The 21,244-nt window shown below is 68.0% G+C and carries 23 protein-coding genes; 18 read left to right on the top strand and 5 right to left on the bottom strand.

Annotated features, from left to right (window positions below; all coding sequences use genetic code 11):
- The first annotated feature begins 95 nt into the window (after positions 1 to 95).
- The 3 genes from ACR9FL_RS12630 (at position 96) to ACR9FL_RS12620 (ending at position 1,759) form a co-directional block, all read left to right on the top strand.
- The gene (locus ACR9FL_RS12630) at positions 96 to 383 is read left to right on the top strand and encodes an accessory factor UbiK family protein (protein ID WP_436355832.1); all 288 of its coding nucleotides are present in this window, start codon (positions 96 to 98) and stop codon (positions 381 to 383) included.
- A gap of 78 nt (positions 384 to 461) precedes the next feature.
- Positions 462 to 965: a YbjN domain-containing protein gene (locus ACR9FL_RS12625; protein ID WP_105563919.1), complete on the top strand. Its 504-nt coding sequence runs from the start codon at positions 462 to 464 to the stop codon at positions 963 to 965.
- On the top strand, positions 965 to 1,759 hold the full coding sequence (locus ACR9FL_RS12620; protein WP_436355831.1) for a pyrroline-5-carboxylate reductase family protein: 795 nt from the start codon (positions 965 to 967) through the stop codon (positions 1,757 to 1,759). Before ACR9FL_RS12625 ends, ACR9FL_RS12620 begins: the two co-directional genes overlap by 1 nt.
- Before the next feature lie 3 nt (positions 1,760 to 1,762).
- Here the strand turns inward: ACR9FL_RS12620 and ACR9FL_RS12615 are convergent, their stop codons facing one another.
- The 3 genes from ACR9FL_RS12615 to ACR9FL_RS12605 all read right to left on the bottom strand — a co-directional run bounded on the left by ACR9FL_RS12615 (position 1,763) and on the right by ACR9FL_RS12605 (position 4,420).
- Positions 1,763 to 2,254: a hypothetical protein gene (locus ACR9FL_RS12615; RefSeq protein ID WP_296174671.1), complete on the bottom strand. Its 492-nt coding sequence runs from the start codon at positions 2,252 to 2,254 to the stop codon at positions 1,763 to 1,765.
- Positions 2,255 to 2,337: 83 nt separating this feature from the next.
- Positions 2,338 to 3,681, bottom strand: a complete 1,344-nt coding sequence (locus ACR9FL_RS12610) for an ATP-binding protein (protein ID WP_296174669.1) — start codon at positions 3,679 to 3,681, stop codon at positions 2,338 to 2,340.
- A 7-nt stretch (positions 3,682 to 3,688) separates the two neighbouring features.
- Complete coding sequence (locus tag ACR9FL_RS12605; protein WP_296174667.1) at positions 3,689 to 4,420, bottom strand: response regulator; 732 nt, start codon at positions 4,418 to 4,420, stop codon at positions 3,689 to 3,691.
- An 89-nt stretch (positions 4,421 to 4,509) separates the two neighbouring features.
- Between ACR9FL_RS12605 and ACR9FL_RS12600 the strand changes: the two genes are divergently transcribed.
- Positions 4,510 to 5,388 carry a branched-chain amino acid aminotransferase gene (locus ACR9FL_RS12600; RefSeq protein ID WP_296174666.1) on the top strand — a complete coding sequence of 293 codons (879 nt, stop codon included), beginning with the start codon at positions 4,510 to 4,512 and terminating at the stop codon, positions 5,386 to 5,388.
- 47 nt (positions 5,389 to 5,435) lie between these two features.
- Here ACR9FL_RS12600 and ACR9FL_RS12595 read toward each other — a convergent pair whose 3' ends face one another.
- Positions 5,436 to 6,377 (bottom strand): DUF4349 domain-containing protein, encoded by a 942-nt coding sequence (locus ACR9FL_RS12595; protein ID WP_436355830.1) that lies wholly within the window; start codon positions 6,375 to 6,377, stop codon positions 5,436 to 5,438.
- A gap of 187 nt (positions 6,378 to 6,564) precedes the next feature.
- On the opposite strand from ACR9FL_RS12595, the gene ACR9FL_RS12590 reads away from it, so the two are divergent.
- The 3 genes from ACR9FL_RS12590 to ACR9FL_RS12580 are packed head-to-tail and all read left to right on the top strand — an operon-like array spanning position 6,565 to position 8,798.
- Positions 6,565 to 7,839: a NupC/NupG family nucleoside CNT transporter gene (locus ACR9FL_RS12590; RefSeq protein ID WP_296174662.1), complete on the top strand. Its 1,275-nt coding sequence runs from the start codon at positions 6,565 to 6,567 to the stop codon at positions 7,837 to 7,839.
- Between the two features lie 25 nt (positions 7,840 to 7,864).
- Positions 7,865 to 8,482 carry a glutathione S-transferase family protein gene (locus ACR9FL_RS12585; RefSeq protein ID WP_296174661.1) on the top strand — a complete coding sequence of 206 codons (618 nt, stop codon included), beginning with the start codon at positions 7,865 to 7,867 and terminating at the stop codon, positions 8,480 to 8,482.
- A gap of 40 nt (positions 8,483 to 8,522) precedes the next feature.
- The gene (locus tag ACR9FL_RS12580; protein ID WP_436355829.1) at positions 8,523 to 8,798 is read left to right on the top strand and encodes a hypothetical protein; all 276 of its coding nucleotides are present in this window, start codon (positions 8,523 to 8,525) and stop codon (positions 8,796 to 8,798) included.
- A 6-nt stretch (positions 8,799 to 8,804) separates the two neighbouring features.
- Here ACR9FL_RS12580 and ACR9FL_RS12575 read toward each other — a convergent pair whose 3' ends face one another.
- Positions 8,805 to 9,239: a PaaI family thioesterase gene (locus ACR9FL_RS12575; protein ID WP_296174657.1), complete on the bottom strand. Its 435-nt coding sequence runs from the start codon at positions 9,237 to 9,239 to the stop codon at positions 8,805 to 8,807.
- A gap of 47 nt (positions 9,240 to 9,286) precedes the next feature.
- On the opposite strand from ACR9FL_RS12575, the gene ACR9FL_RS12570 reads away from it, so the two are divergent.
- The 11 genes from ACR9FL_RS12570 to flhA all read left to right on the top strand — a co-directional run bounded on the left by ACR9FL_RS12570 (position 9,287) and on the right by flhA (position 21,192).
- Positions 9,287 to 9,607 carry a DUF3253 domain-containing protein gene (locus tag ACR9FL_RS12570; protein ID WP_436355828.1) on the top strand — a complete coding sequence of 107 codons (321 nt, stop codon included), beginning with the start codon at positions 9,287 to 9,289 and terminating at the stop codon, positions 9,605 to 9,607.
- Complete coding sequence (locus ACR9FL_RS12565; RefSeq protein ID WP_436355827.1) at positions 9,591 to 10,208, top strand: uracil-DNA glycosylase family protein; 618 nt, start codon at positions 9,591 to 9,593, stop codon at positions 10,206 to 10,208. The genes ACR9FL_RS12570 and ACR9FL_RS12565 overlap by 17 nt, the downstream gene beginning before the upstream one ends.
- Positions 10,209 to 10,367: 159 nt before the next feature.
- Positions 10,368 to 11,378 carry an alpha/beta fold hydrolase gene (locus ACR9FL_RS12560; RefSeq protein ID WP_436355826.1) on the top strand — a complete coding sequence of 337 codons (1,011 nt, stop codon included), beginning with the start codon at positions 10,368 to 10,370 and terminating at the stop codon, positions 11,376 to 11,378.
- 238 nt (positions 11,379 to 11,616) lie between these two features.
- Positions 11,617 to 12,714: a Glu/Leu/Phe/Val family dehydrogenase gene (locus ACR9FL_RS12555; protein ID WP_296174648.1), complete on the top strand. Its 1,098-nt coding sequence runs from the start codon at positions 11,617 to 11,619 to the stop codon at positions 12,712 to 12,714.
- 304 nt (positions 12,715 to 13,018) lie between these two features.
- Complete coding sequence (fliF, locus tag ACR9FL_RS12550; protein WP_436355825.1) at positions 13,019 to 14,656, top strand: flagellar basal-body MS-ring/collar protein FliF; 1,638 nt, start codon at positions 13,019 to 13,021, stop codon at positions 14,654 to 14,656.
- Positions 14,656 to 15,690 (top strand): flagellar motor switch protein FliG, encoded by a 1,035-nt coding sequence (gene fliG / locus ACR9FL_RS12545; protein WP_369831556.1) that lies wholly within the window; start codon positions 14,656 to 14,658, stop codon positions 15,688 to 15,690. The genes fliF and fliG overlap by 1 nt, the downstream gene beginning before the upstream one ends.
- 1 nt (position 15,691) lies before the next feature.
- Entirely contained in the window at positions 15,692 to 16,348 is a 657-nt protein-coding gene (locus ACR9FL_RS12540; RefSeq protein WP_436355824.1) for a flagellar assembly protein FlbE, read from the top strand.
- On the top strand, positions 16,348 to 16,680 hold the full coding sequence (gene fliN, locus ACR9FL_RS12535; protein ID WP_105563903.1) for a flagellar motor switch protein FliN: 333 nt from the start codon (positions 16,348 to 16,350) through the stop codon (positions 16,678 to 16,680). Before ACR9FL_RS12540 ends, fliN begins: the two co-directional genes overlap by 1 nt.
- Before the next feature lie 42 nt (positions 16,681 to 16,722).
- Positions 16,723 to 18,135 carry a sigma-54-dependent transcriptional regulator FlbD gene (gene flbD / locus ACR9FL_RS12530; protein WP_436355823.1) on the top strand — a complete coding sequence of 471 codons (1,413 nt, stop codon included), beginning with the start codon at positions 16,723 to 16,725 and terminating at the stop codon, positions 18,133 to 18,135.
- Positions 18,136 to 18,139: 4 nt separating this feature from the next.
- The gene (gene bla / locus ACR9FL_RS12525) at positions 18,140 to 19,045 is read left to right on the top strand and encodes a class A beta-lactamase (RefSeq protein ID WP_436355822.1); all 906 of its coding nucleotides are present in this window, start codon (positions 18,140 to 18,142) and stop codon (positions 19,043 to 19,045) included.
- Between the two features lie 68 nt (positions 19,046 to 19,113).
- A complete protein-coding gene (gene flhA / locus ACR9FL_RS12520; RefSeq protein WP_436358157.1) occupies positions 19,114 to 21,192 on the top strand; it encodes a flagellar biosynthesis protein FlhA in 2,079 nt (692 codons plus the stop codon).
- Positions 21,193 to 21,244 lie beyond the last annotated feature (52 nt).

Below are 21,244 nucleotides of genomic sequence, written 5' to 3'. Positions count from 1 at the left end.
GCAGTTTATAGCCGGTTCGAACGGAAAGGTTTCGTTCACCCAATTTACGACGCCATTAACCATATACTGGTGTGGCCGAGACGCGAGATTTGATCATGCAGACGCGCAATCCCCTTCTGGACGAGTTCGCCAAGCTGACCACGGGCGCTATGGGTCTGGCCCAGGCTGCGGGCGACGAGGCCAAGGCCGCCTGGCGCGCCCAGACCGATCGCTTCGTCGCCGAGATGGACCTGGTCCGCCGCGACGAGTTCGATGTGCTCAAGGACGAGATCGCCGCCCTGCGCGCCGAGATCGCGGAGCTTAAGGCTCAGAAATCACCCGCGAAAAAGGCGTCGGCTGGAACGTCCACAGCTGCGAAGCCTGACGCCGACACCGCCGGTTGAGCCGAATCTCCGAACACGTTTACCGTTCGTTTGCAGGTCGTGAGTCGCGACCCCTCGAGTTAAGATTGTGAACCCCTGATGGATGCAGCCCGGCCCGAAGAGGTCGACGTTCCCTACGACCCTCTGGATGTCGTGGAGCATGTCCTCAACGCGGAGAACCTGCCGTTCGACCGCACGGACGACGGCGACCTGGCCTTCGCCCTGGCGGGCGACTGGAAGGATTATGAGCTGTGGTTCGCCTGGCGGCCCGAGGGGGACTGCCTTCAGCTTTGCTGCGCGCTCGACCTGCGGGTCATGAAGACGCGCCGCGCCGCCGCCTATGAACTGGTCGCCATGATCAACCAGCGCACCTGGCTGGGTCACTTCGAGGTCTGGCCGGACGAGGGCGAGATCGTCTTCCGTCACTCCCTGGCCCTGCCGCACAGCGAACGTCCGACCCTGGCCCAGGCGGCCTCCATGATCGACGCCGCCATCGAGGCGGCCGACCGCTACTACCCCGCCTTCGACTTCATGGTGCGCGGCTCCAAGAAGGCGCAGGAAGCCATCGACGCCTGCCTGTTCGAAACCGTCGGCACCGCGTGATGAGCCGCCCTGTCGTCCTGCAAGGCGTGGGGCGGCTGGGCTCGGCCATCCTCGAAGGCTGGCTCAAGACCGGCGCGGTCGATCCCGCCGATCTCATCATCCTGACCCCGTCCGAAAAGCCCGCCGCCGAGGCGGCGCGGGCCCTGGGCGCGCGGATCAATCCGCCGCTGGAAACGCTGGCGGAGGCTCGCGCCTTCGTCATCGGCGTCAAGCCGGCCAAGTGGTTCGAGGCCTCGCGCCCGGTCCTGCCGCATCTAGCGCCCGACGCCGTCATCGTCTCGGTCATGGCCGGGGTGAGGGGCGAGACGATTTCCGAGGGCTTCGGCGGCCGCTCCGTCGTGCGCATCATGCCGACGACCGGCGTGGCTCAGGCCCAGGGCGTGGCGACCATCTGGGCTGGCGACGCCGTCGCCCGCGCCGTGGGCGAGGCCTTGTTCGCGCCCATCGCCGAGACCGTCCATCTGGACGAAGAAGCCGCCATGCACGCCGCGACCGCCGTATCCGGCTGCGGCCCTGCCTATTATTTCGCCTTCACCCGCGCCCTGGCCCAGGCCGGGGTCGAGGAAGGTCTGACGCCAGAGGCCGCCGTGCGGCTGGCCCGCGCCACCCTGCGCTCCGCCGCGGCGGGCGTGGAGGGGGCCGAGGCCCTGGACGCCCTGATCGACCGCGTGGCTTCGCCCGGCGGCGTGACCCAGGCCGGCCTGGTGGCCCTGAACGCAAACGGCGCCCTCGACCGGGCGGTCGAAAGCGCCGTTCAGGCGGCTGTGGCCAAGTCCGTCGAACTCAGCGGTTAAGCCTTAACGGGTGACGTAGCGCCCGTCGGCCAGGTTGCGCGCCAGCCGGTTGAAGGCGGTGCTGGCGTCCTGCCAGGTGCTGAAGCCGCGCACGTCGGCCAGATTGTTCGAGTAGTGGTCGTACTTGACCGGATGCACCTCGCCCGAGGCGGTCGTGATCGTGCCCTCGACGGCGGCGCCGCCGATGGAGATGCTGCGCAGCGGGTCCAGGCCCGGCTTGGCGGCGGTCTGCTGCATGGTCGGCCGGTTGGGCTTCAGATCGGTGATCGTCAGCTCGATCCGGGCGCCGTCCAGGGCGTGACGCTCGGTCAGGACGCGCGTGACCTTGGCGGTCAGGTCGTCGACCTGTTGCTGGACGTCGCGCTGGCCGAGTTCTTCGGCGGTCTTGGCGAAGTCAGGGCTGACGGTGACGACGACGGCGGAGGGTTGGGCCGCAGCGGCGCCGGCGAGGGCCAGAGCGGCGGTGAGCGGTGCGAGAAACGTGAAATTACGCATCATACGGACTCCTGATCCAGGCCCCCCTGGAACAGTCCCAAGATGGCGATGATTTTACAGTCACGCCAGAGGGGCGCGGCGATTTATCCGGGCAGGCGGATCGAGGCCTTCAGACCGCCCAGGTCGCTGCGGCTCAGGGTGATGTCGCCGCCGTGGCCGCGCGCCACGTCCCGGGCGATGGCCAGACCCAGGCCGACGCCCTTGCTGTTCTGATTGCGCGAGGCGTCCAGCCGGGAAAAGGGCCGGAAGGCCTCCTCGTGCATGTCGTCCGGAATGCCCGGCCCGTCGTCCTCGACGGCGATCTCCAGTCCGCCCGAGGGCAGGGGGCGGGCCGACAGGCGCACATGCTCGCCGTGAACGGCGGCGTTGCCGGCCAGGTTGTTCAGCGCTCGGCGGAAGGCCAGGGGGCGCAGCTGGGCGTCCAGTTCGTCCGGCGTCTCGACCGTGACCTCGGCCCCGGCGCGGCGGGCGTCCTCGGCCGCGCGGCGCAGCATTTCAGGCACGGAGATCGACTGCATCGCTTCGCCGGCCTCGCCTCGGGCGAAGGCCAGGTATTCGTCGATCATGTGCTCCATCTCGTCCAGATCGCCCTTCATGGCCTCGGCCCGCTTGAAGGGCGGGGCCAGGGCCAGTTCCAGCCGCAGACGGGTCAGGGGCGTGCGCAGGTCGTGGCTGACCGAGGCCAGCAGAGCCGTGCGCTGGTCGATGTGGCGCTGGATGCGACCGCGCATGTCCAGGAAGGCGCTGGCGGCGGCCCGCACCTCGCGCGCGCCGTGCGGCTTGAAGCGCGGCACGCTTTCCCCCCGGCCGAAGGCCTCGGCGGCGTCGGCCAGACGCTCGATGGCGCGCACCTGATTGCGGATGAACAGCACCGCCACGCCCAGCAGCAGGACGGTCGCTATGGTCAGCCACAGGACGAAGATATGGGCCTGGGTCGCCACGGCCCGTTCGCGCGGCGCGATAATGCGGAGCACCCCGCCCGGCTCCTGCACGCGGATGTCGACATAGGCGGGATAGCGTGTGGTGTCGTACCAGAAGGGCTGGTCCAGCCGCGAGGACAGGGCTTTCTCCAGGACGCGGTCGACCACGCCGATCGCTCCGCGCCGCTGTTCATCGGGCAGGACCGCCCCGTCCTGAAACGCGATGGAAAGCTGCATCGACCGTTCGGCCCGGTCGGCGATGACGGCCAGGTTCTGCGCCGTCGGCTGGTCGCGATAGCTTTCGGCCGCCCAGGCCACGTCCCCGGCCAGGCCTTCCGACAGGCGCGCGGTCACGGCTTGCCAGTGGGCGTCGAAGAAGGCCCAGGTCACGGCGCCCTGCATGATCAGCACCGGCAGGACGATGATCAGCAGCGACCGGCCCCATAGCGAGGTCGGCAGACGGCGCTTGATCACCCGCGCCCAGACGTTGAAGGGCAGCAGTCTCATCGAGGGCTCAGTCCGGCGCCAGCATGTAGCCGACGCCCCGCACGGTCTGCAGATAGCGTGGGTTCTTGGGGTCGGCCTCCAGCTTGCGGCGCAGGCGCGTCACCTGCACGTCCACGGCGCGGCCGGTGATGTCGGCGGTGTCGGGCGACAGGTTCATGCGCTCGACCGGCGAATGGGCGTGGATGGCCAGGGTCTTCAGCAGTTGCGCCTCGGCCTCGGTCAGGCGTTGCAACTCGCCGTCGCGGGTCAGCTCCAGCCGCTCCATGTCGAACACCGCCGGCCCCATGCGGATTTCGCGCGGGGTCATGGGCTTGCCGCCGGTGCGGCGCAGGATGGCCTCGACCCGCAGCGCCAGTTCGCGCGGATCAAAGGGCTTGGACATATAGTCGTCGGCCCCGCGCGACAGGCCCTCGATGCGGTCGTTCGGATCGCCCTTGGCCGTCAGCAGCAGGACCGGGGTCTTGGACAGGGTCGCCTGGCTGCGGATCCAGCTGGTCAGGTCGAAGCCGCTCTCACCCGGCATCATGACGTCCAGAACGATCAGGTCGAACTCGATCAGTTCGACCAGACGCCGCGCCGCGCCCGCGTGGGCGGCTCCCGTGACGCGATAGCCCTCGCGCGTCAGGAACTCTTTGAGCAGTTCGCGGATTCTGTCGTCGTCGTCGACGACCAGCAGGTGGCGGCCGGCGCCGGGAGCAGCGATGGGGCCGGAGCGGCCGTTCGAGCGCGTATCAGTCATGTCTTAGGCGATCCTGCCGAACGCAAAGGCGTTGACGGCGGCGGGAGAGAAGAGTGTAACCGGACCACATCCCGAGGAGACGTTATTCAATGGCCTTCGTTCCTTTCGACGATCGTGACGGCTGGATCTGGTTTGACGGCGCGTTCGTGCCCTGGAGGGACGCGAAAACGCACGTTCTGACCCATGGCCTTCACTACGGCTCGTCGGTGTTCGAGGGTGAGCGTATGTATGGCGGCGAAATCTTCAAGCTGACGGCGCACAGCCAACGGCTGAAGCGCTCGGCCGAGCTGCTGGACTTCGACATTCCCTACAGCGTGGCCGAGATCGACGCCGCCTGCAAGGAAACCTGTGAAAAGAACGGCCTGACGGACTGCTACATCCGTCCGGTGGCCTATCTGGGCGCCGAACAGCTCAGCGTCTCGTCGCTGAACAGCAAGGTCCACCTGGCTATCGCCGCCTGGGAATGGCCCAGCTATTTCGACCCCGAGGTGAAGAAGCGCGGTATCCGTCTGGAGTGGGCCAAGTGGCGCCGCCCCGACCCGGCCACCGCCCCTTCGACGGCCAAGGCCGGCGGTCTCTACATGATCTGCACCATGTCCAAGACGGCGGCCGAGAAGCGCGGCTACGCCGACGCCATGATGCTGGACTGGCGCGGCTATGTCGCCGAGGCCACCGGCGCCAACGTCTTCTTCGTCCAGAACGGCGCCCTGCACACCCCGCGCGTCGACCACATCCTGGACGGCATCACCCGCCAGACCGTGATCGAGATGGCCCAGGCCAAGGGCATCGAGGTGGTGATCCGCGACATCCTGCCGGAAGAACTGGCGGACTTCTCGGAATGCTTCCTCACCGGTTCGGCCGCCGAGGTCACCCCGGTCAGCGAGATCGGCGACTACCGCTTCACGCCGGGCGAGCTGTCGCTGACCCTGATGGACGACTACGGCAAGCTGGTCCGCGGCCAGCTCTGATCGGCGCCCTTCTTTCCTCCCCACGCGTGGGGAGGAAAGAAGGGCGATCAGGCGGAGGGTTCACCCTCCGCCTTTTTCTTGCGCGCCGCCTCGGCGGCCTTGCGGGCGCGCTCAGTCCGGCGCCAACGCCATAGCAGCCAGATCAGGGGAACCCCGACCAGCAGGATCGGCAGAACGCTGGCGATGAACAGGATCAGCACTCCCAGCGAGGACATGAAGGCGTAGGAGGCCGAGTTCAGCGCATCCACGACCGGCCGCGCCGCGCTGTCGGGCGCCAACTGCCCCGCCGCGCGATAGCTCACGTCCAGCTTCGAGGTCTGCACCCGCGTCCGCATGACCGCCAGGGCTGAGCGCGTCGCGTCCAGTTCGCCCTGCACCCGCGCCAGTTCGCGCTCGACCTGCAACAGTTGCTCCAGCGGGCCGCTGCGGGTGGCCAGAAGCTGCTGCAGCCGGTCGCGCAGGGTCTCCATCGCCCGCATCCGCGCCTCGGTGTCGACCAGTTGCCGGGTCAGGTCCTCGCTCTCGACGGCCTGTTCGGCCACGCGGCCGCCGGCCCCCTTGGCCTCGCCGTCCAGCGCCGCGCGGAAGCGGGCGACATAGGCGGGCGTCCCCCGCATCTCGAGATGGGCCTCGACGGAATCGCGGCCCACACGGCGGGAGTTGGAGCCGATCACCTGACAGGCGGCAGGTCCGGCGGCGATGCAGGCCTGTTCGTGCTTGGCCATGAGGCTTGTCGCGGCCTCGGCCGGCAGTTCCAGCCCGAAGCGATAGGCATAGGCGATACTGGGGGCGATGCTGGGCGCGACGACCGGCGCGGCGCCGCTGTTCGGCCCCGCCGGCGCGGAGGCGGCGGCGTCCATGACAGGCGCGGCGGGCGCCGCCTCCATCAGTTCGACGTCCACCGACTCGTCCGCGTACTGACGCGATCCCTCCTGACATCCCGCCAGCAGGGCGCTCGCCGCCGCCGCCCAGATCAGTTCCTTGCGCATCCGACCTCTCCCCGTTGATGACGTAACGGTGATTGGCTGCTCGCATAACGGCGAAGTTTAGACTGCGGCGAGGCTTTGACGCGGCAGGACGCCGCATGCGCACTTGACCAGAAGCCGCGTGGTGGCGTTCAAGCAGGTTTTAAAGGCGGCTTCCGGCCGTCAGTCGCTCGCGGAGCCGCCTTTTCCCATGTTCAGCCTTCTGAACCTGCAGAGCCTTCTGGGCCTGGTCGTCATCATCGCCGTTTGCTGGGCCCTGTCCGAGAACCGCAGGCTCTTCCCCTGGCGACTGGCCATCGGGGCGGTGCTGGTGCAGGCGGCGCTGATCCTGGCGACCTTCGCCATTCCCGGTTCGCAGGTGGTGCTGGACGGCGTCAACAACGCGGTGAAGGGGTTGGAGCTGGCGACCGAGGAGGGGACCAAGTTCGTCTTCGGCTATCTGGCGGGCGGGGATCAGCCCTACGCCGTCGCCAACGAAGGCGCCCTGTTCACCTTCGCCTTCAAGGTCCTGCCGCTGATCCTGGTCATCTCGGCCCTGTCGGCCCTGCTGTGGCACTGGAAGATCCTGAAATGGATCACCCTGGGCTTCGGCTTCCTGTTCCAGCGCACCATGGGCCTGGGCGGGGCCTCGGCCCTGGCGGTCGCGGCCAATGTCTTCCTGGGCATGATCGAAAGCCCCATCGTCATCCGCGCCTATCTGGACAAGCTGACCCGCTCGGAGGTCTTCCTGATGATGGTGGTCGGTCTGGCCACCGTCGCCGGTTCGACCATGGTGGCCTACGCCACCATCCTGGCGCCGGTCCTGACCAATGCGGCGGGCCACGTCCTGGTCGCCTCCATCGTCTCGGCCCCGGCCGGCGTTCTGCTGGCCCGCGTCATCATCCCCGAGAAGCCGGGTGAGGGCGGGGCGGTCGCCGACTACAACTCGGCCCTGAAATACGACAGCGCGGTGGACGCCATCGTCAAGGGCACCTCGGACGGCCTGATGGTGGTGCTGAACATTTCGGCCGTGCTGATCGTCTTCGTGGCCCTGGTGGCCCTGGCCAATGTCATGCTGGGCGCCTTCTGGATCGGGGGCGAGCCGCTGAGCGTCGAGCGCATCCTGGGCGTGGTCTTCTCGCCGCTGGCCTGGCTCATCGGGGTGGAATGGGCCGACGCGCAGAAGGCCGGCTGGCTGCTGGGGGTCAAGCTGACCCTGACCGAGTTCGTCGCCTTCATCAAACTGGGCGCGGTGCCGGACGGCGAGATGACCGAGCGCACCCGGATGCTGATGACCTATGCGCTTTGCGGCTTCGCCAACATCGGCTCGGTCGGCATCACCGTCACCGGCCTGTCGGTGCTGATGCCCGAGCGCCGCGAGGAAGTCCTGGGCCTGGTGTGGAAGGCGCTGCTGGCGGGCTTCCTGGCCACCCTGATGACCGCCTGCATCGTCGGGGCCATGCCGGCCTCGGTCTTCGGCCAGTAGCCTGATCCAGAGGGGGAAACGCCCGATGAAGCTCTACACCTCCTATCGGGCGCCCAATCCGCGCCGGGTCCGCTGGGTCATGGCCGAGAAGGGCATCGAGAACGTCGACTTCGTCGAGATCGATCTGCTGGCGGGCGAGCATCGCACCTCGGCCTATCGCGCCAGGGTCGGCGTGCCCCACGTCCCGGCCCTGGAACTGGACGACGGGACCTGCCTCTCGGAATCCATCGCCATCTGCCGCTATCTGGAGGCCCTGCATCCCGAGCCCAACCTGTTCGGCCGCGACGCCAGGGAACAAGCCGTCATCGAGATGTGGACCCGCCGCTGCGAGATCTACCTGGCCAACCCCATGATGCTGAACGTGCGCTTCAGCCATCCGGCGCTCGCCGCCCTTGAAGCGCCTCAGCCCCAGGTGGCGGAATACAGCCGCCTCGGCGCCGAGAAGTTCATGCGCCTGCTGGACCGGCAACTGGCCGAGCATGAGTTCATCGCCGCCGATCGTTTCACCATCGCCGACATCGTCGCCGCCGTGGGTCTGGATTTCGCCCGTCTGGTCAAATACCGCCCGCCGGAGGACCTGACCCATCTGGCGCGCTGGCTGGACGCCTGCCGCGCCCGCCCGGCGGCGAAAGCCGGGGTCTGAAGGCTTTTCCGACGCCCGTCGTCATGCCAAGCTGTGCGGCATGAACAGAGCGCTCACGATCACCCTCGTCCTCGGTCTTGCCGCATCGGCCGCCGCCTGTACGGACAGCCGACGCGCGCGCAATGACGCGACCTGGAGCGACCGTCCCGCCGACATCACCTGCTGGACCTATGGCGTCGAGACCTTCAAGGGCCGCTCGACCGACAAGGTCGAGTACAACGACGGCGGCCGCATCGCCTTCGTCGACGCCGCCAACAACCGCTACACCACGGTCGATGGTGAATGCCGAGTGGTTTACGCCGCGCCGTCCAAGTAGTCGGCGTCAGCCGCGCGGCGTGAACTTGCGGATCACGCCCGAGAAGGTCATCAGCAGCCGCTCGCCGGTGGTGATCTGGCCGCGCACGAAGATCAGGCTCTTGCCCGCCTTGGTCACCTGGCCGGTGGCCTCGATCAGTTCGCCCACATAGGCGCCGTCGATGAAGGTGGAATCCAGCTGCACCGTCACGCCGGACGCCCCCTCCATCTCCTGATAGGCGATCTGGAACATGGCGATGTCCGCAAAGGTCATCAGGCAGCCGCCGTGCATTCGGCCGCCGGCGTTCATGTGCTTCTGTTCGGCGCGGAAGGCGCAGCGCATGTGGCCGTCGGGGTCCAGCTTGCCGTAGAAGGGGCCCACCACCACGTCGAAGGTGTCGTGCAGGTCATAGGTCTGCCAGCCGGCGAACTCGCCTTCTGTTATGGTGATTTTCGCGACCATGCCGATTACGCCTTCTTTCCGATCTTGCGCTGCAGCATATAGACCCGATGAACGATCCAATCGAAGCGGCCATTTTTGAAAAACTGGCCAAGGCCGATCCCAAGAACGTCGGCGGCAAGAGCATTGAACCCTCGGACGTGGCGAAAGAACTGCAGCCCGAGCAGTGGCAGCGCATGCTGCCCAAGGTGCGCGCCACGGCCCTGGGCCTGATGCGTCAGGGCAGGCTGACCATCACCAAGAAGGGCAAGGCGGTCGACCCCAACGCCTTCAAGGGCGTGATCCGCCTGCGCCTGCCGACCGAGGCCGAGACGGCCGCGGCGCTAGCGGCCCTGCCGCCCGTCGAAAAATCGGATGACGACTTCGACTGAGCCGGAAACCGGCCCAGAGTCGGCCCTGGCTGATGTCCTGGCCGAGATCCGCGCCTGCCGGGCGTGCCTGGGGCAGTTGCCTCACACGCCGCGCCCGGTGGTCATGGTCGCGCCCGAAACCCGCCTGCTGATCTGCGGCCAGGCGCCGGGACGCAGGGTGCATGAGAGCGGTCTGCCCTTCACCGACCCGTCCGGCGACCGTCTGCGCGACTGGCTGGGCGTGGACGAGGCGACCTTCTACGGCGATCCGCGCCTCGGCGTCGCGGCTCAGGCCTTCTGTTTTCCCGGCACAGACCCAAAGGGGGGCGACTATCCTCCTCCGCGCCATTGCGCAGAGCTGTGGCGGCCCCGCCTGCTGGCCGAACTGCCCAAGGTCGAGCTGACCCTGCTGGTCGGCGGCTACGCCCAGGCGTGGGCTCTGGGCGACCGGGCCAAGGCCACCATGACCGAGACGGTCCGCGCCTGGCGCGATTACGCCCCCGCCATCCTGCCCCTGCCGCACCCGTCCTGGCGCAATACCGCCTGGCTGCGCAAAAACCCGTGGTTCGAAGCCGAGGTTCTGCCCTACCTTCGTGAACGGGTCCGAGGCATTCTCGGATAGTGCTCTCAAGTCCGCTCATCCCGGCGGACGCCGGGATTCAGTGCTTTGGACATCATGAAGCAGAGTTCGGATTTGATCGCAGCCATGTTCGCCAGCGTTGCGCGCGCAGCCAAAGAACTGGGCCCCGGCGTCCGCCGGGGTGAGCGGGTAGGAAAGGCGGTGCTTTTCGCCCTCGCCCTGTCCGCCTGCGCCACGCCGCATCTGCAAGGCCCCCAGACCCCGCCGGGCGGCTTCAACGGCCCGCGTATCGAGACGGGGACCGAAGGGCGGGGCGCCTTCGTGGTTCAGGACGGTGCGCGTCTGCCCTATCTGCGCTGGAGCCCCGAGAACGGCCAGCCGCCCTGGGCCGTCATCGTCGCCCTGCACGGCTTCAACGACCACTATGCCTCCTTCCGCCTGGCCGGGCCGTGGTGGGCGACGCGCGGCATCGAGACCTGGGCCTATGATCAGCGCGGCTTCGGCCTGTCGCCCCATCGCGGCGAGTTCGCGCCGGAAAGCCTGACCAGCGCAGACCTGCGCACCATCGTTTCGCTCGTTCGCGCCGAACGGCCCGGCGCCCTGATCGTGGTGGCGGGCGAAAGCATGGGCGGCTCCTCGACCATCGCCGCCTTCGGAGGGGAGGCGCCGCCCGACGCCGACCGTGTCATCCTGCTGGCCCCCGGCGTCTGGGGCTGGTCCAGCCAGAGCCCGTTCAATCGGGCGGGCCTGTGGGCCGCCGCCCGCCTGATGGGCGACAGGGCGGTCGAGCCGCCAGCCTTCGCCGTGCGCAACATCCGCGCCTCGGACAATACGCTGGAGCTGATCCGCAACGGCCGCGATCCGCAGAGCATCATCGCGACCCGCTTCGATTCCATGAGCGGCCTGGTCGATCTGATGGAGGCGGCGTCCCTGCGTCTGGGCGCGGTCGAGAAGCCGACCCTGCTGCTCTACGGCGCCCACGATCAGATCGTGCGCAGGGGGCCGATGCGGCTGGCGCTGGAACGGGCGGGCGAACGGCCCAACCTGCGCACCGCCTACTATCCGAACGGCTGGCACATCCTGAACCGCGATCTGCAGGGCGAGGTCGTTTATCGCGACGTCGAGGCCTGGCTGCGCGACGCGGCGGCGCCTCTGCCGTCTGGCGCCGGACCGGTGCTGCCCGCGCTCAGGGCTGATCCCACGGCCCGCTGACCTTCGCTTCACCGCTCATCCCGGCGGACGCCGGGATCCAGTGCTTTGGCCTCAAGCGGAGCGCTGGATAGAACGGCGTTTTTCCCACGGCGCCGCTTGGAGTTCTGACTGGATCCCGGCGTCCGCCGGGATGAGCGGGATCAAGAGGGGGCTCTGACGCGAAACCGACACGCTTGCTCTGTAGGCGGGCGCGGCGTATCTCCTCGCGCAATAAAAAATACCCCAGGAAAGGCCTGTCATGGGCAAGACGCTGTTTGATTCCCCCTCTTTCGCGAACCATGAAGGCGTCCACGCCTTCCACGACGAGAAAACCGGCCTGAAGGCCATCGTCGCGGTTCACTCCACCGCGCGCGGCCCCGCCGTCGGCGGCACCCGCATGTGGAACTACGCCACGGCCGCCGAAGCCCTGGAGGACGTGCTGCGCCTGTCCAAGGGCATGAGCTACAAGAACGCCGTCGCGGATCTGGAAATGGGCGGCGGCAAGTCGGTCATCATCGGCGACAGCCGCACCCAGAAGTCGCCGGAACTGTTCCGCGCCTTCGGTCGCGCCCTGAACGGCCTGGGCGGCAACTACTACGCCGCCGAAGACGTCGGCACCTCGGTCGAGGACATCGCCGAGGCCCGCAAGGTCACCGAATATGTCCTCGGCCTGAAGGACGGCCCGGAAGCCTCGGGCGACCCCAGCCCCGTCACCGCCGAGGGCGTGTTCCGCTCGAACCTGGTCGTGGCCCGTCGCCTGTTCAACCAGAACGACATGACCGGCCTGACCGTCGCCCTGCAGGGCGTGGGTCACGTCGGCGCCTATCTGGCCGAGATGCTGCACAAGGCCGGCGCCAAGCTGATCATCACCGACGTCAATCAGGCCAACCTGGAAGCCGTCGCCGCCAAGACCGGCGCCGAGATCGTCGCCCCCGACGCCATATATGACGTCGCCGCCGACATCTACGCCCCCTGCGCCCTGGGCGCGACGCTGAACCTGCAGACCCTGGACCGCCTCAAGGTCAAGGCCGTCTGCGGCGCCGCCAACAACCAGCTGGCCACCGCCGACATCGGCGACGAGCTGTTCAAGCGCGGCGTGCTCTACGCCCCCGACTATGTCGTCAACGGCGGCGGCATCATCAACGTCGCCTCGGAAATGAACGCCCGCCAGTCGGGCGGCGCCTATGACGCCTCCTGGGTCGAAGGCAAGCTGTCGCGCCTGATGGACACCTTCGAGGAAATCCTCGAGCGTTCGGTGGTCGAGAACAAGCCGACCCACCTGATCGCCGACGCCATCGCCGAAGCGCGCATCCGCGCGGCAGGCGAGCAGAAGGCCGAGCTGCTGAAGGCGGCTTAAGCTTTCAAGCATTGAAGTCTGAAGAAGGCGGCGTGTCGAAAGGCGCGCCGCCTTTTTCTTTCCTCCCCATTCCATGGGGAGGGGGACCACGCAGTGGTGGAGGGGGCGGCGCAGACATCAGCTGTCGAGACGCCCCCTCCGTCACGACGGCTACGCCGCCGCGCCACCTCCCCATGGAATGGGGAGGAAAGGTGAAGCCGGATTCCCTCAATCTTTAACGCATCTTAACGCCGCGTTTACCATCCAGGCGGCAGTTTCTGCCTAGCGGGATCAGTTCGACCCGCCAGTGGATGGGCGGGGACGCGTGGGCGGCTTCACGGCGGCGTTGCAGAAGTTCGGTATCGGCCGCCTGGCTGCGGTGCTTGGCGTCGCCGCGGGCGTGGCCGCGGTGCTGGTCGCCGTCATGCTGCGTGTAGGTCAGGCGCCCGACGCTCTGCTCTATTCCAACCTCGACCTGCGCGAAGCCTCCGAGATCAGCGCCGCCCTGGACCAGGCCGGCATCAAATATTCGTCCAAGGGCGACGGCTCGACCATCTTCGTCAGTCGCGACGAGGTGGGCACGGCGCGTCTGATGCTGGCGGGCAAGGGGCTCGTGACCTCGGGCAGCGTCGGCTACGAGATCTTCGACAACCAGTCGGTGCTGGGTCAGACCGAGTTCCAGCAGAATCTGAACGAACAGCGCGCCCTGCAGGGCGAGCTGTCGCGCACCATCATGTCGATGCGCGGCATCACCTCGGCCCGCGTCCACATCACCATGCCGCGCCGGGAAATGTTCCAGGCCGCCGCCACCGACCCGACCGCCGCCGTGGTCGTGGGCGTCGGCGGTCGCGATCTCAGCGGCGATCAGGTCCGCGCCATCCGCAACGTCGTCGCTTCGTCCGTGCCGAACCTGAAGCCGGACAAGGTCACGGTCACGGACCAGTCCAATCGCACCCTGGCCGCCGGTTCGGAAGACACCGGCTTCACCTCGGCCAACGCCGAGGCCGCCAAGGCCACGACCGAGTCCCAGCTGCAGACCCGGATCAAGGACATCGTCGAGGGCGTCGTCGGCGCCGGCGCCGCCCGCGTTCAGGTCACCGCCGACATCGACCACAGCCGCTCGACCACCCAGGAACAGAAGTTCGACCCCGACGGCCAGGTCGTGCGCTCGACCTCGACCAACGGTTCGCAGTCACAGGACACGACGGGTCAGGCCGACGGCGGCGTCACCGCCACCAACAACATCCCCGGCGGCGCGGCCCCGAACACCACGCCCATCGGCTCGACCAACTCGGAAAACACCGAGACGACCAACTACGAGATCTCCAACACCACCACCACGACGGTCAAGGAACCGGGCGAGGTCAAGAAGCTGTCGGTCTCGGTCGCCGTGGACGGCAAGTACACCCCCGCCGCCGACGGCAAGGGCGAGCCGACCTACGCCCCGCGCACGGCCGAAGAAGTCCAGCAGATCAAGACCCTGGTGGCCGCCGCCGTCGGCATCGACGAAACGCGCGGCGACAAGATCGAGGTGGTCAACGTCCGCTTCAATCGCGAGCCCTCGGCGGCGCCGGGCGCGGACGAAGGCTCGTCGATGTTCAACTTCGACAAAAACGACATCATGCGCGGCATTGAACTGCTGGTCCTGGTGATCACCGGCTTCCTGCTGATCTTCTTTGTCGTGCGGCCGCTGCTGAAGGCCGCGACGGGCGGGGCGGCGACGCCCGCCCTGGTCAGCGCCAACGGCCTGCCGGTAACGCCGCTGGACACCCAGCTGGTCGGCGGCGTCCTGCCGGGTCAGCCGCAGATGCTGGCCGGTCCTAGCGAGATGGATCAGCGCCTCGACATCGCCCGCATCGAGGGCCAGGTGAAGGCCTCCTCGATCAAGAAGGTCGCGGACTTCGTCGACACGCACCCCGAGGAATCGACGGCGATCCTCCGCTCCTGGGTGCATGAAAGCTAATGACCCGTCTGGTGAGCAAGAAGGGCGCGATCGACGACATCCGCAAGCTGTCGGGGCCTGAAAAGGCGGCCGTCGTCCTGCTGTCGCTGGGCGAAGAGCACACCATCCTGTGGCAGCAACTCGACGAGGAGGAGATCAAGGAGGTCTCCCAGGCCATGGCCGGTCTCGGCACCGTCGCGGCTCAGGTGGTCGAGGAAGTCCTGGTCGAGTTTGTCTCGGGCATCGGCGGGGCCGGCGCCCTGATGGGCAGCTATGAGCAGACCCAGCGCCTGCTGGCCTCCTTCATGCCGGGCGACCGCGTCGACGCCCTGATGGAGGAAATCCGCGGCCCCGCCGGCCGGACCATGTGGGACAAGCTCGGCAATGTGAACGAGGCCGTCCTCGCCAACTATCTGAAGAACGAATACCCGCAGACGGTCGCGGTGGTCCTGTCCAAGGTCAAGCCCGACCACGCCTCGCGCGTGCTGACGGCCCTGCCGGAAGACTTCGCCCTGGAATGCGTCCAGCGCATGCTGCGCATGGAGCCGGTGCAGCGCGACATCCTCGACAAGATCGAGCAGACCCTGCGCACCGAGTTCATGTCCAACCTGGCCCGCACCTCCAAGCGCGACAGCCATGAACTGATGGCCGACATCTTCAACAGCTTCGACCGCCAGACCGAGGCCCGCTTCATCGGCGCCCTGGAGGAACGCAGCCGCGATTCCGCCGAGCGCATCCGCTCGCTGATGTTCGTGTTCGAGGACCTGTCCAAGCTGGACCCCGGCGGCGTGCAGACCCTGCTGCGTGCGGTTGAGAAGGATCAGCTGGGCCTGGCGCTGAAGGGCGCCTCGGAATCCCTGCGCGACATGTTCTTCTCCAACATGTCCGAGCGCGCCTCGAAGATCATGCGCGAGGACATGGAGTCGATGGGGCCTGTCCGCCTCAAGGACGTCGACGCCGCCCAGATGACCATGGTCCAGGTGGCCAAGGACCTGGCCGCGCGCGGCGACATCATGCTGGCCGGCCAGAGCGGCGACGACGAGTTGATCTACTGACATGACCGGCATTCCCTCCACCGCCCGTCCCTTCATCTTCGACACCGAGTTCGACGCCTCGGGCGACGTGGTGCGCCCCTCGGCCTGGCAGCCGGTCAAGCGCTCCTTCGCCCCGGCCGAGGTCGACGCCCTGGTCGCTCAGGCCCGTCTGGAAGCGCGTCAGCAGGCCCTGGCCGAAGTGGAGGCCCTGCGCGCCGACGCCCTGTCGACCCTGGCCCAGCACGCCGCCCATGCGGCGGGCGCCCTCAGCACCATCGCCGAGGCCCACCGTCGCCAGTCGGCCGAGCTGTCGGTCGCCGCCGCCCGCGTCCTGGCCTCCGCCGCCTTCGACCGCTTCCCGCGCCGCCCGCTGGAAGCCGCCATCGAGCAACTGGCCCAGGAGATCGACGCCTCGCCGCGCCTGTTGGTCCGGGCTTCGGGTCTAGACGAGGCGACCCGCGCCCATGTCGAGGCCCTGTGCGCCGACGCCGGCTTCACCGGCTTGATCGCCTTCCGCGAGGACGCCGGGGCCCCCGCCGCCGCATTTGCTCTGGAATGGGCCGACGGTCGCGCCGAGTTCGATCCCGAGGGCGTCGCCGCCCGCGTCTCCGCCGCCCTGGAGGCCGCGCTCGCGGCCGAGGCCGGCCATGCTGAATCCCTCGACAGGAGCGCCTTCTGATGGCCACCGACGATCTCGCCCTGGAAGAGTTCGGCGACTCCACCGCCCTGAACATCGCCGACGAGGGCGGCGACAAGTCCGCCGCCGACCTGGCCACCGTCTTCGACGTCCCGGTCAACATCTCGGCCGTCCTGGGCAAGGCCCATATGTCGGTCGCCCAGCTGCTGAAGCTGAACCGTGGCAGCGTGCTGGAGCTGGACCGCAAGGTCGGCGAGGCCATCGACATCTTCGTCAACAACCGTCTGGTCGCCCGCGGGGAGGTCGTCGTCGTCGAGGATCGCCTGGGCGTGACCATGACGGAAATCATCAAGACCGAGGATTCTGGCGCCTGATCGGCCGCCGGAATCTGATGCAGAAATAAGAGGAGAAGACCCATGCGGCTTCTGGTGGTTGGCAGGCTCAGCGGACAGCTGGCGACGGCGGTGAAGATGGCCATGGCGCACGGCGCCAAGGTCCAGCACGTCGAGCGCGCCGATCAGGCGACCGAGCAACTGCGGCGCGGGCAGGGGGCCGACCTGATGATGGTCGACTACCGCATCGACATCGCCGCCCTGATCGCCGCAAACGACGCCGAGCGTATCCACGTCCCGGTCGTGGCCTGCGGGGTGGACGCCGACGCCCGTGAAGCCGCCGACGCCATCCGCGCCGGCGCCAAGGAGTTCATCCCCCTGCCGCCCGAGGCAGACCTGATCGCCGCCGTCCTGTCCGCCGTGGCCGACGACGAGCGTCCGATGATCTCGGCCGACCCGGCGATGAAGGCCGTCATCAGCCTGGCCGACCAGGTGGCGCGCTCGGAAGCCTCCATCCTGATCACCGGCGAAAGCGGCGTCGGCAAGGAGGTGATGGCCCGTCACCTGCACACCGGGTCCAAGCGCGCCGACAAGCCCTTCATCAGCGTCAACTGCGCCGCCATTCCCGACAACCTGCTGGAATCCGAGCTGTTCGGCCACGAGAAGGGCGCCTTCACCGGCGCCGTGGCCCGCCGCATCGGCAAGTTCGAAGAGGCCGACGGCGGCACCCTGCTGCTGGACGAAATCAGCGAGATGGACGCCCGCCTGCAGGCCAAGCTGCTGCGCGCCATCCAGGAACGCGTCATCGACCGCGTCGGCGGCTCCAAGCCGGTGCCGGTCAACATCCGCATCATCGCCACCTCGAACCGCGACCTGGCCAAGGCCGTGGCCGAAGGGACCTTCCGCGAAGACCTGCTGTATCGCCTGAACGTGGTGAACCTGCGCCTGCCCAGCTTGCGCGAGCGTCCGGGCGACATCGCCGTCCTGTGCGACCACTTCATCCGCAAATACGCCGCCGCGAACGGCGTGCCGCCGCGCCCCATTTCGGTCGAGGCCCGCCGCGCCCTGGCCGGGCACCGCTGGCCCGGCAACGTGCGCGAGCTGGAAAACGCCATGCACCGCGCCGTCCTGCTGGCGACGGGCGCCGAGATCGATGTGGACGCCATCCGTCTGCCCGACGGCCGCCCCCTGCTGGAAGGCGGCTCGACCGCCCCGTCGCCGACCGCCTCGGTCTATGACGCCGGCGTCGCCGGTCACGCGGCCCAGATGGCCGACGCCATGACCCGCAGCTTCGTCGGTCAGACCGTGGCCGAGATGGAAAAGACCCTGATCCTCGACACCCTGAACCACTGCCTCGGCAACCGCACCCATGCGGCCAACATCCTGGGCATCTCGATCCGCACCCTGCGCAACAAGCTGAACGAATACGCCGACGAGGGCACGGCCATCCCGGCGCCTCAGTCGGGCGTCGCCGCCGCCTATGGCGCGGCGGGCTAGGGCCATGCGCGCCGATCGCCGGACGGTTCTGCTGGGCGTCGGGGCGCTGGCCCTGGCCGCCTGCTCGCGCGAGGTCAAGTCGGCCGAGACCGATCTGGACGCCGATGTCGAGGACGCCGGAACCCTGGATCTGGACCTGTCGGATCTGGAAGCCCGCCACGGCGGCCGCCTGGGTCTGGCCATCGCCTCCGGCGGCGTCAACGCCGCCTGGCGCGGCGACGAGCGCTTCGTCTATTGCTCGACCTTCAAGATGTATCTGGCCGCCGCCACCCTGTTGCGGGTCCAGGCGGGGCAGGAGCGGCTGGATCGCGCCGTCCCGATCACCGCCGCCGACATGATCAACCATGCCCCGACCACGGAAAAGGCGGTCGGCTCGAGCCTGACCGTCGAGCAACTGATGCAGGCCACGGTCGAGCTGAGCGACAACCCCGCCGCCAACATCCTGATCCGCGAGATGGGCGGGCTGGACGCCTTGCGCGCCTTCTATCGCGGCATCGGCGACGACAGCACCCGCGTTGACCGTCTCGAGCCCGAGATGAACCGCGCGGACGGCGACAAGGACACCATCACCCCGATCCAGTCGGTGCAGAACATCAGCCGTCTGCTGGTCTCGCCCGACACCCCGCTGAATGCGGCCTCCAAGGCCCTGCTGATGCGCTGGATGACCGAAACCCCGACGGGGCAGGGCCGCATCAAGGCCGGCGTCCCGGCTGGCTGGACCGTGGCGCACAAGACCGGCACCGGCGGCTATGGCCCGACCAACGACATCGGCCTGATCCAGCGTCCTGATGGCGCGCCCATCGTCATCGCCGTCTATTTCCACGCCACGCGGGATTCGACCGACGCCCAGCGCGAAGCGGTCATCGCCGACGCGACCCGTCTGGCGCTCAAGGCGCTGGGGCATGGCTGAGACCCCGCGAATCCTGTCATCAGGCGGGATGATCTTCGCCATTCGCCATGGTTGATGCGCCGGTCCTGATGAAGGACGGCTACGCGCGCCCCACCGGGCGCGACGCGCTCGGCTGGCTGCTGCGCGGCGACGTGGGGCTGGCGGTCGGCGTGATCGCGGTCATCATGCTGCTGATCCTGCCGATCCCGAAGATGCTTCTGGATCTGCTGCTGGCGATCTCGCTGGTGTCCAGCGTGCTGATCCTGATGACGGCCGTGATGATGAAGCGGCCGCTGGACTTCGCCATCTTCCCCACGGTCCTGCTGGTCTCGACCCTGTACCGGCTGGGCCTCAACCTGGCCTCGACGCGCCTGATCCTGACCCACGGCCAGGAGGGCCACGACAGCGCCGGTCAGGTCATCAACGCCTTCGGCGAGCTGATGATGGGCGGCAACTTCATCATCGGGGTGATCATCTTCGCCATCATCCTGGTGGTGAACTTCGTCGTCATCACCAAGGGTTCGACCCGTATCGCCGAGGTCTCGGCCCGCTTCACCCTGGACTCCATGCCGGGCAAGCAGATGGCCATCGACGCCGACCTGTCGTCCGGCCTGATCGACGAGGAACAGGCCAAGCTGCGCCGCAAGGAGCTGGAACAGGAATCCACCTTCTTCGGGGCCATGGACGGTGCGTCCAAATTCGTGCGCGGCGACGCCGTGGCGGGCCTGATCATCACCTTCATCAACGCCATCGGCGGTCTGCTGATCGGCGTGACGCAGCACGGCATGCCGGTGGGCGAGGCGGCCAACACCTATGTCCAGCTGACCGTCGGCGACGGTCTGGTGACCCAGATCCCGGCCATCATCGTCTCGGTCGCCGCCGGCTTCCTGGTGTCGAAGGCGGGCGTCGAGGGTTCGGCCGACAAGGCCCTGGTCAGCCAACTGGCCAGCAACCCGGTCAGCTTGGGCGTTGTCTCCGGCGCGGCGGGCCTGATCGGCCTGATCCCCGGCATGCCCCTGATCCCCTTCGCCGCCCTGGCCCTGGGCTCGGGCTTCATGGCCTGGAAGCTGGGCCGCGACCGCCTCAAGCCGCCTCCGGTTGAAGTCGTCGACGCCAAGCCCAAGGAGGACGTCGAGGAGCCGATCTCCACCGCCCTGACCATCGACGAGGTCAAGATCGAGCTGGGCTACGCCCTGCTGTCGCTGATCAACGACCTGGAAGGCCGCCGTCTGACCGATCAGATCCGCGCCCTGCGCCGCTCGCTGGCCCAGGAATACGGCTTCGTCATGCCCAGCGTGCGCATCCTCGACAACATGCGCCTGCCCAATCAGGGCTACGCCATCCGCATCAAGGAGATGGAGGCCGGGGCCGGCGAGGTGCGCCTGTCGTCGCTGATGGCCATGGACCCGGCGGGCCGTCAGGTCGAGCTGCCCGGCGAGCATACGCGCGAGCCCGCCTTCGGCCTGCCCGCCACCTGGATCGACGAATCCTTGCGCGAAGAGGCGACCTTCCGCGGCTACACCCTGGTCGATCCCTCTACGGTGCTGACCACGCACCTGACCGAGATCCTCAAGGAGAACATGGCCGAGCTGCTGTCCTACGCCGAGGTGCAGAAGCTGCTCAACGAACTGAACGGCGAAGAGAAGAAGCTGGTCGAGGAGTTGATCCCCGGCGTGGTCACCGTCACCACCCTTCAGCGCGTGTTGCAGAGCCTGCTGCGCGAAAAGGTCTCGATCCGCGACCTGCCCGCCATCCTCGAAGGCCTGGCCGAGGCCGCGCCTCACACCACCAGCGTCACCACCCTTGTCGAGCACGTCCGCACCCGCCTGGCGCGTCAGCTCTGCTGGGCCAATCGCGGCGACGACGGGGCCCTGCCCATCGTCACCCTGTCGCCGGACTGGGAACAGGCCTTCGCCGAGAGCCTGATCGGTCCCGGCGAGGACAAGCAACTGGCCATGGCTCCCAGCCGCCTTCAGGACTTCATCCGGGGGGTGCGCGACACCTTCGAGCGCGCCGCCATGGCGGGCGAAAACCCGGTCCTGCTGACCGGCCCCCAGGTCCGTCCCTATGTCCGTTCGATCATCGAGCGCTTCCGGGGCCAGACCGTGGTGATGAGCCAGAACGAGGTCCACCCCAAGGCGCGGCTGCGCACCGTCGGCACGGTCTGATCGACTTCGAGGTTAACGGCTGGACTCAAGGGGTTGGGTCGATAAGCTGGCG

It is taken from the genome of Brevundimonas sp. CEF1 (assembly GCF_051353055.1).
In the GTDB taxonomy this organism is placed as follows: domain Bacteria; phylum Pseudomonadota; class Alphaproteobacteria; order Caulobacterales; family Caulobacteraceae; genus Brevundimonas.
This window is presented reverse-complemented; position numbering and strand designations above follow the sequence as displayed.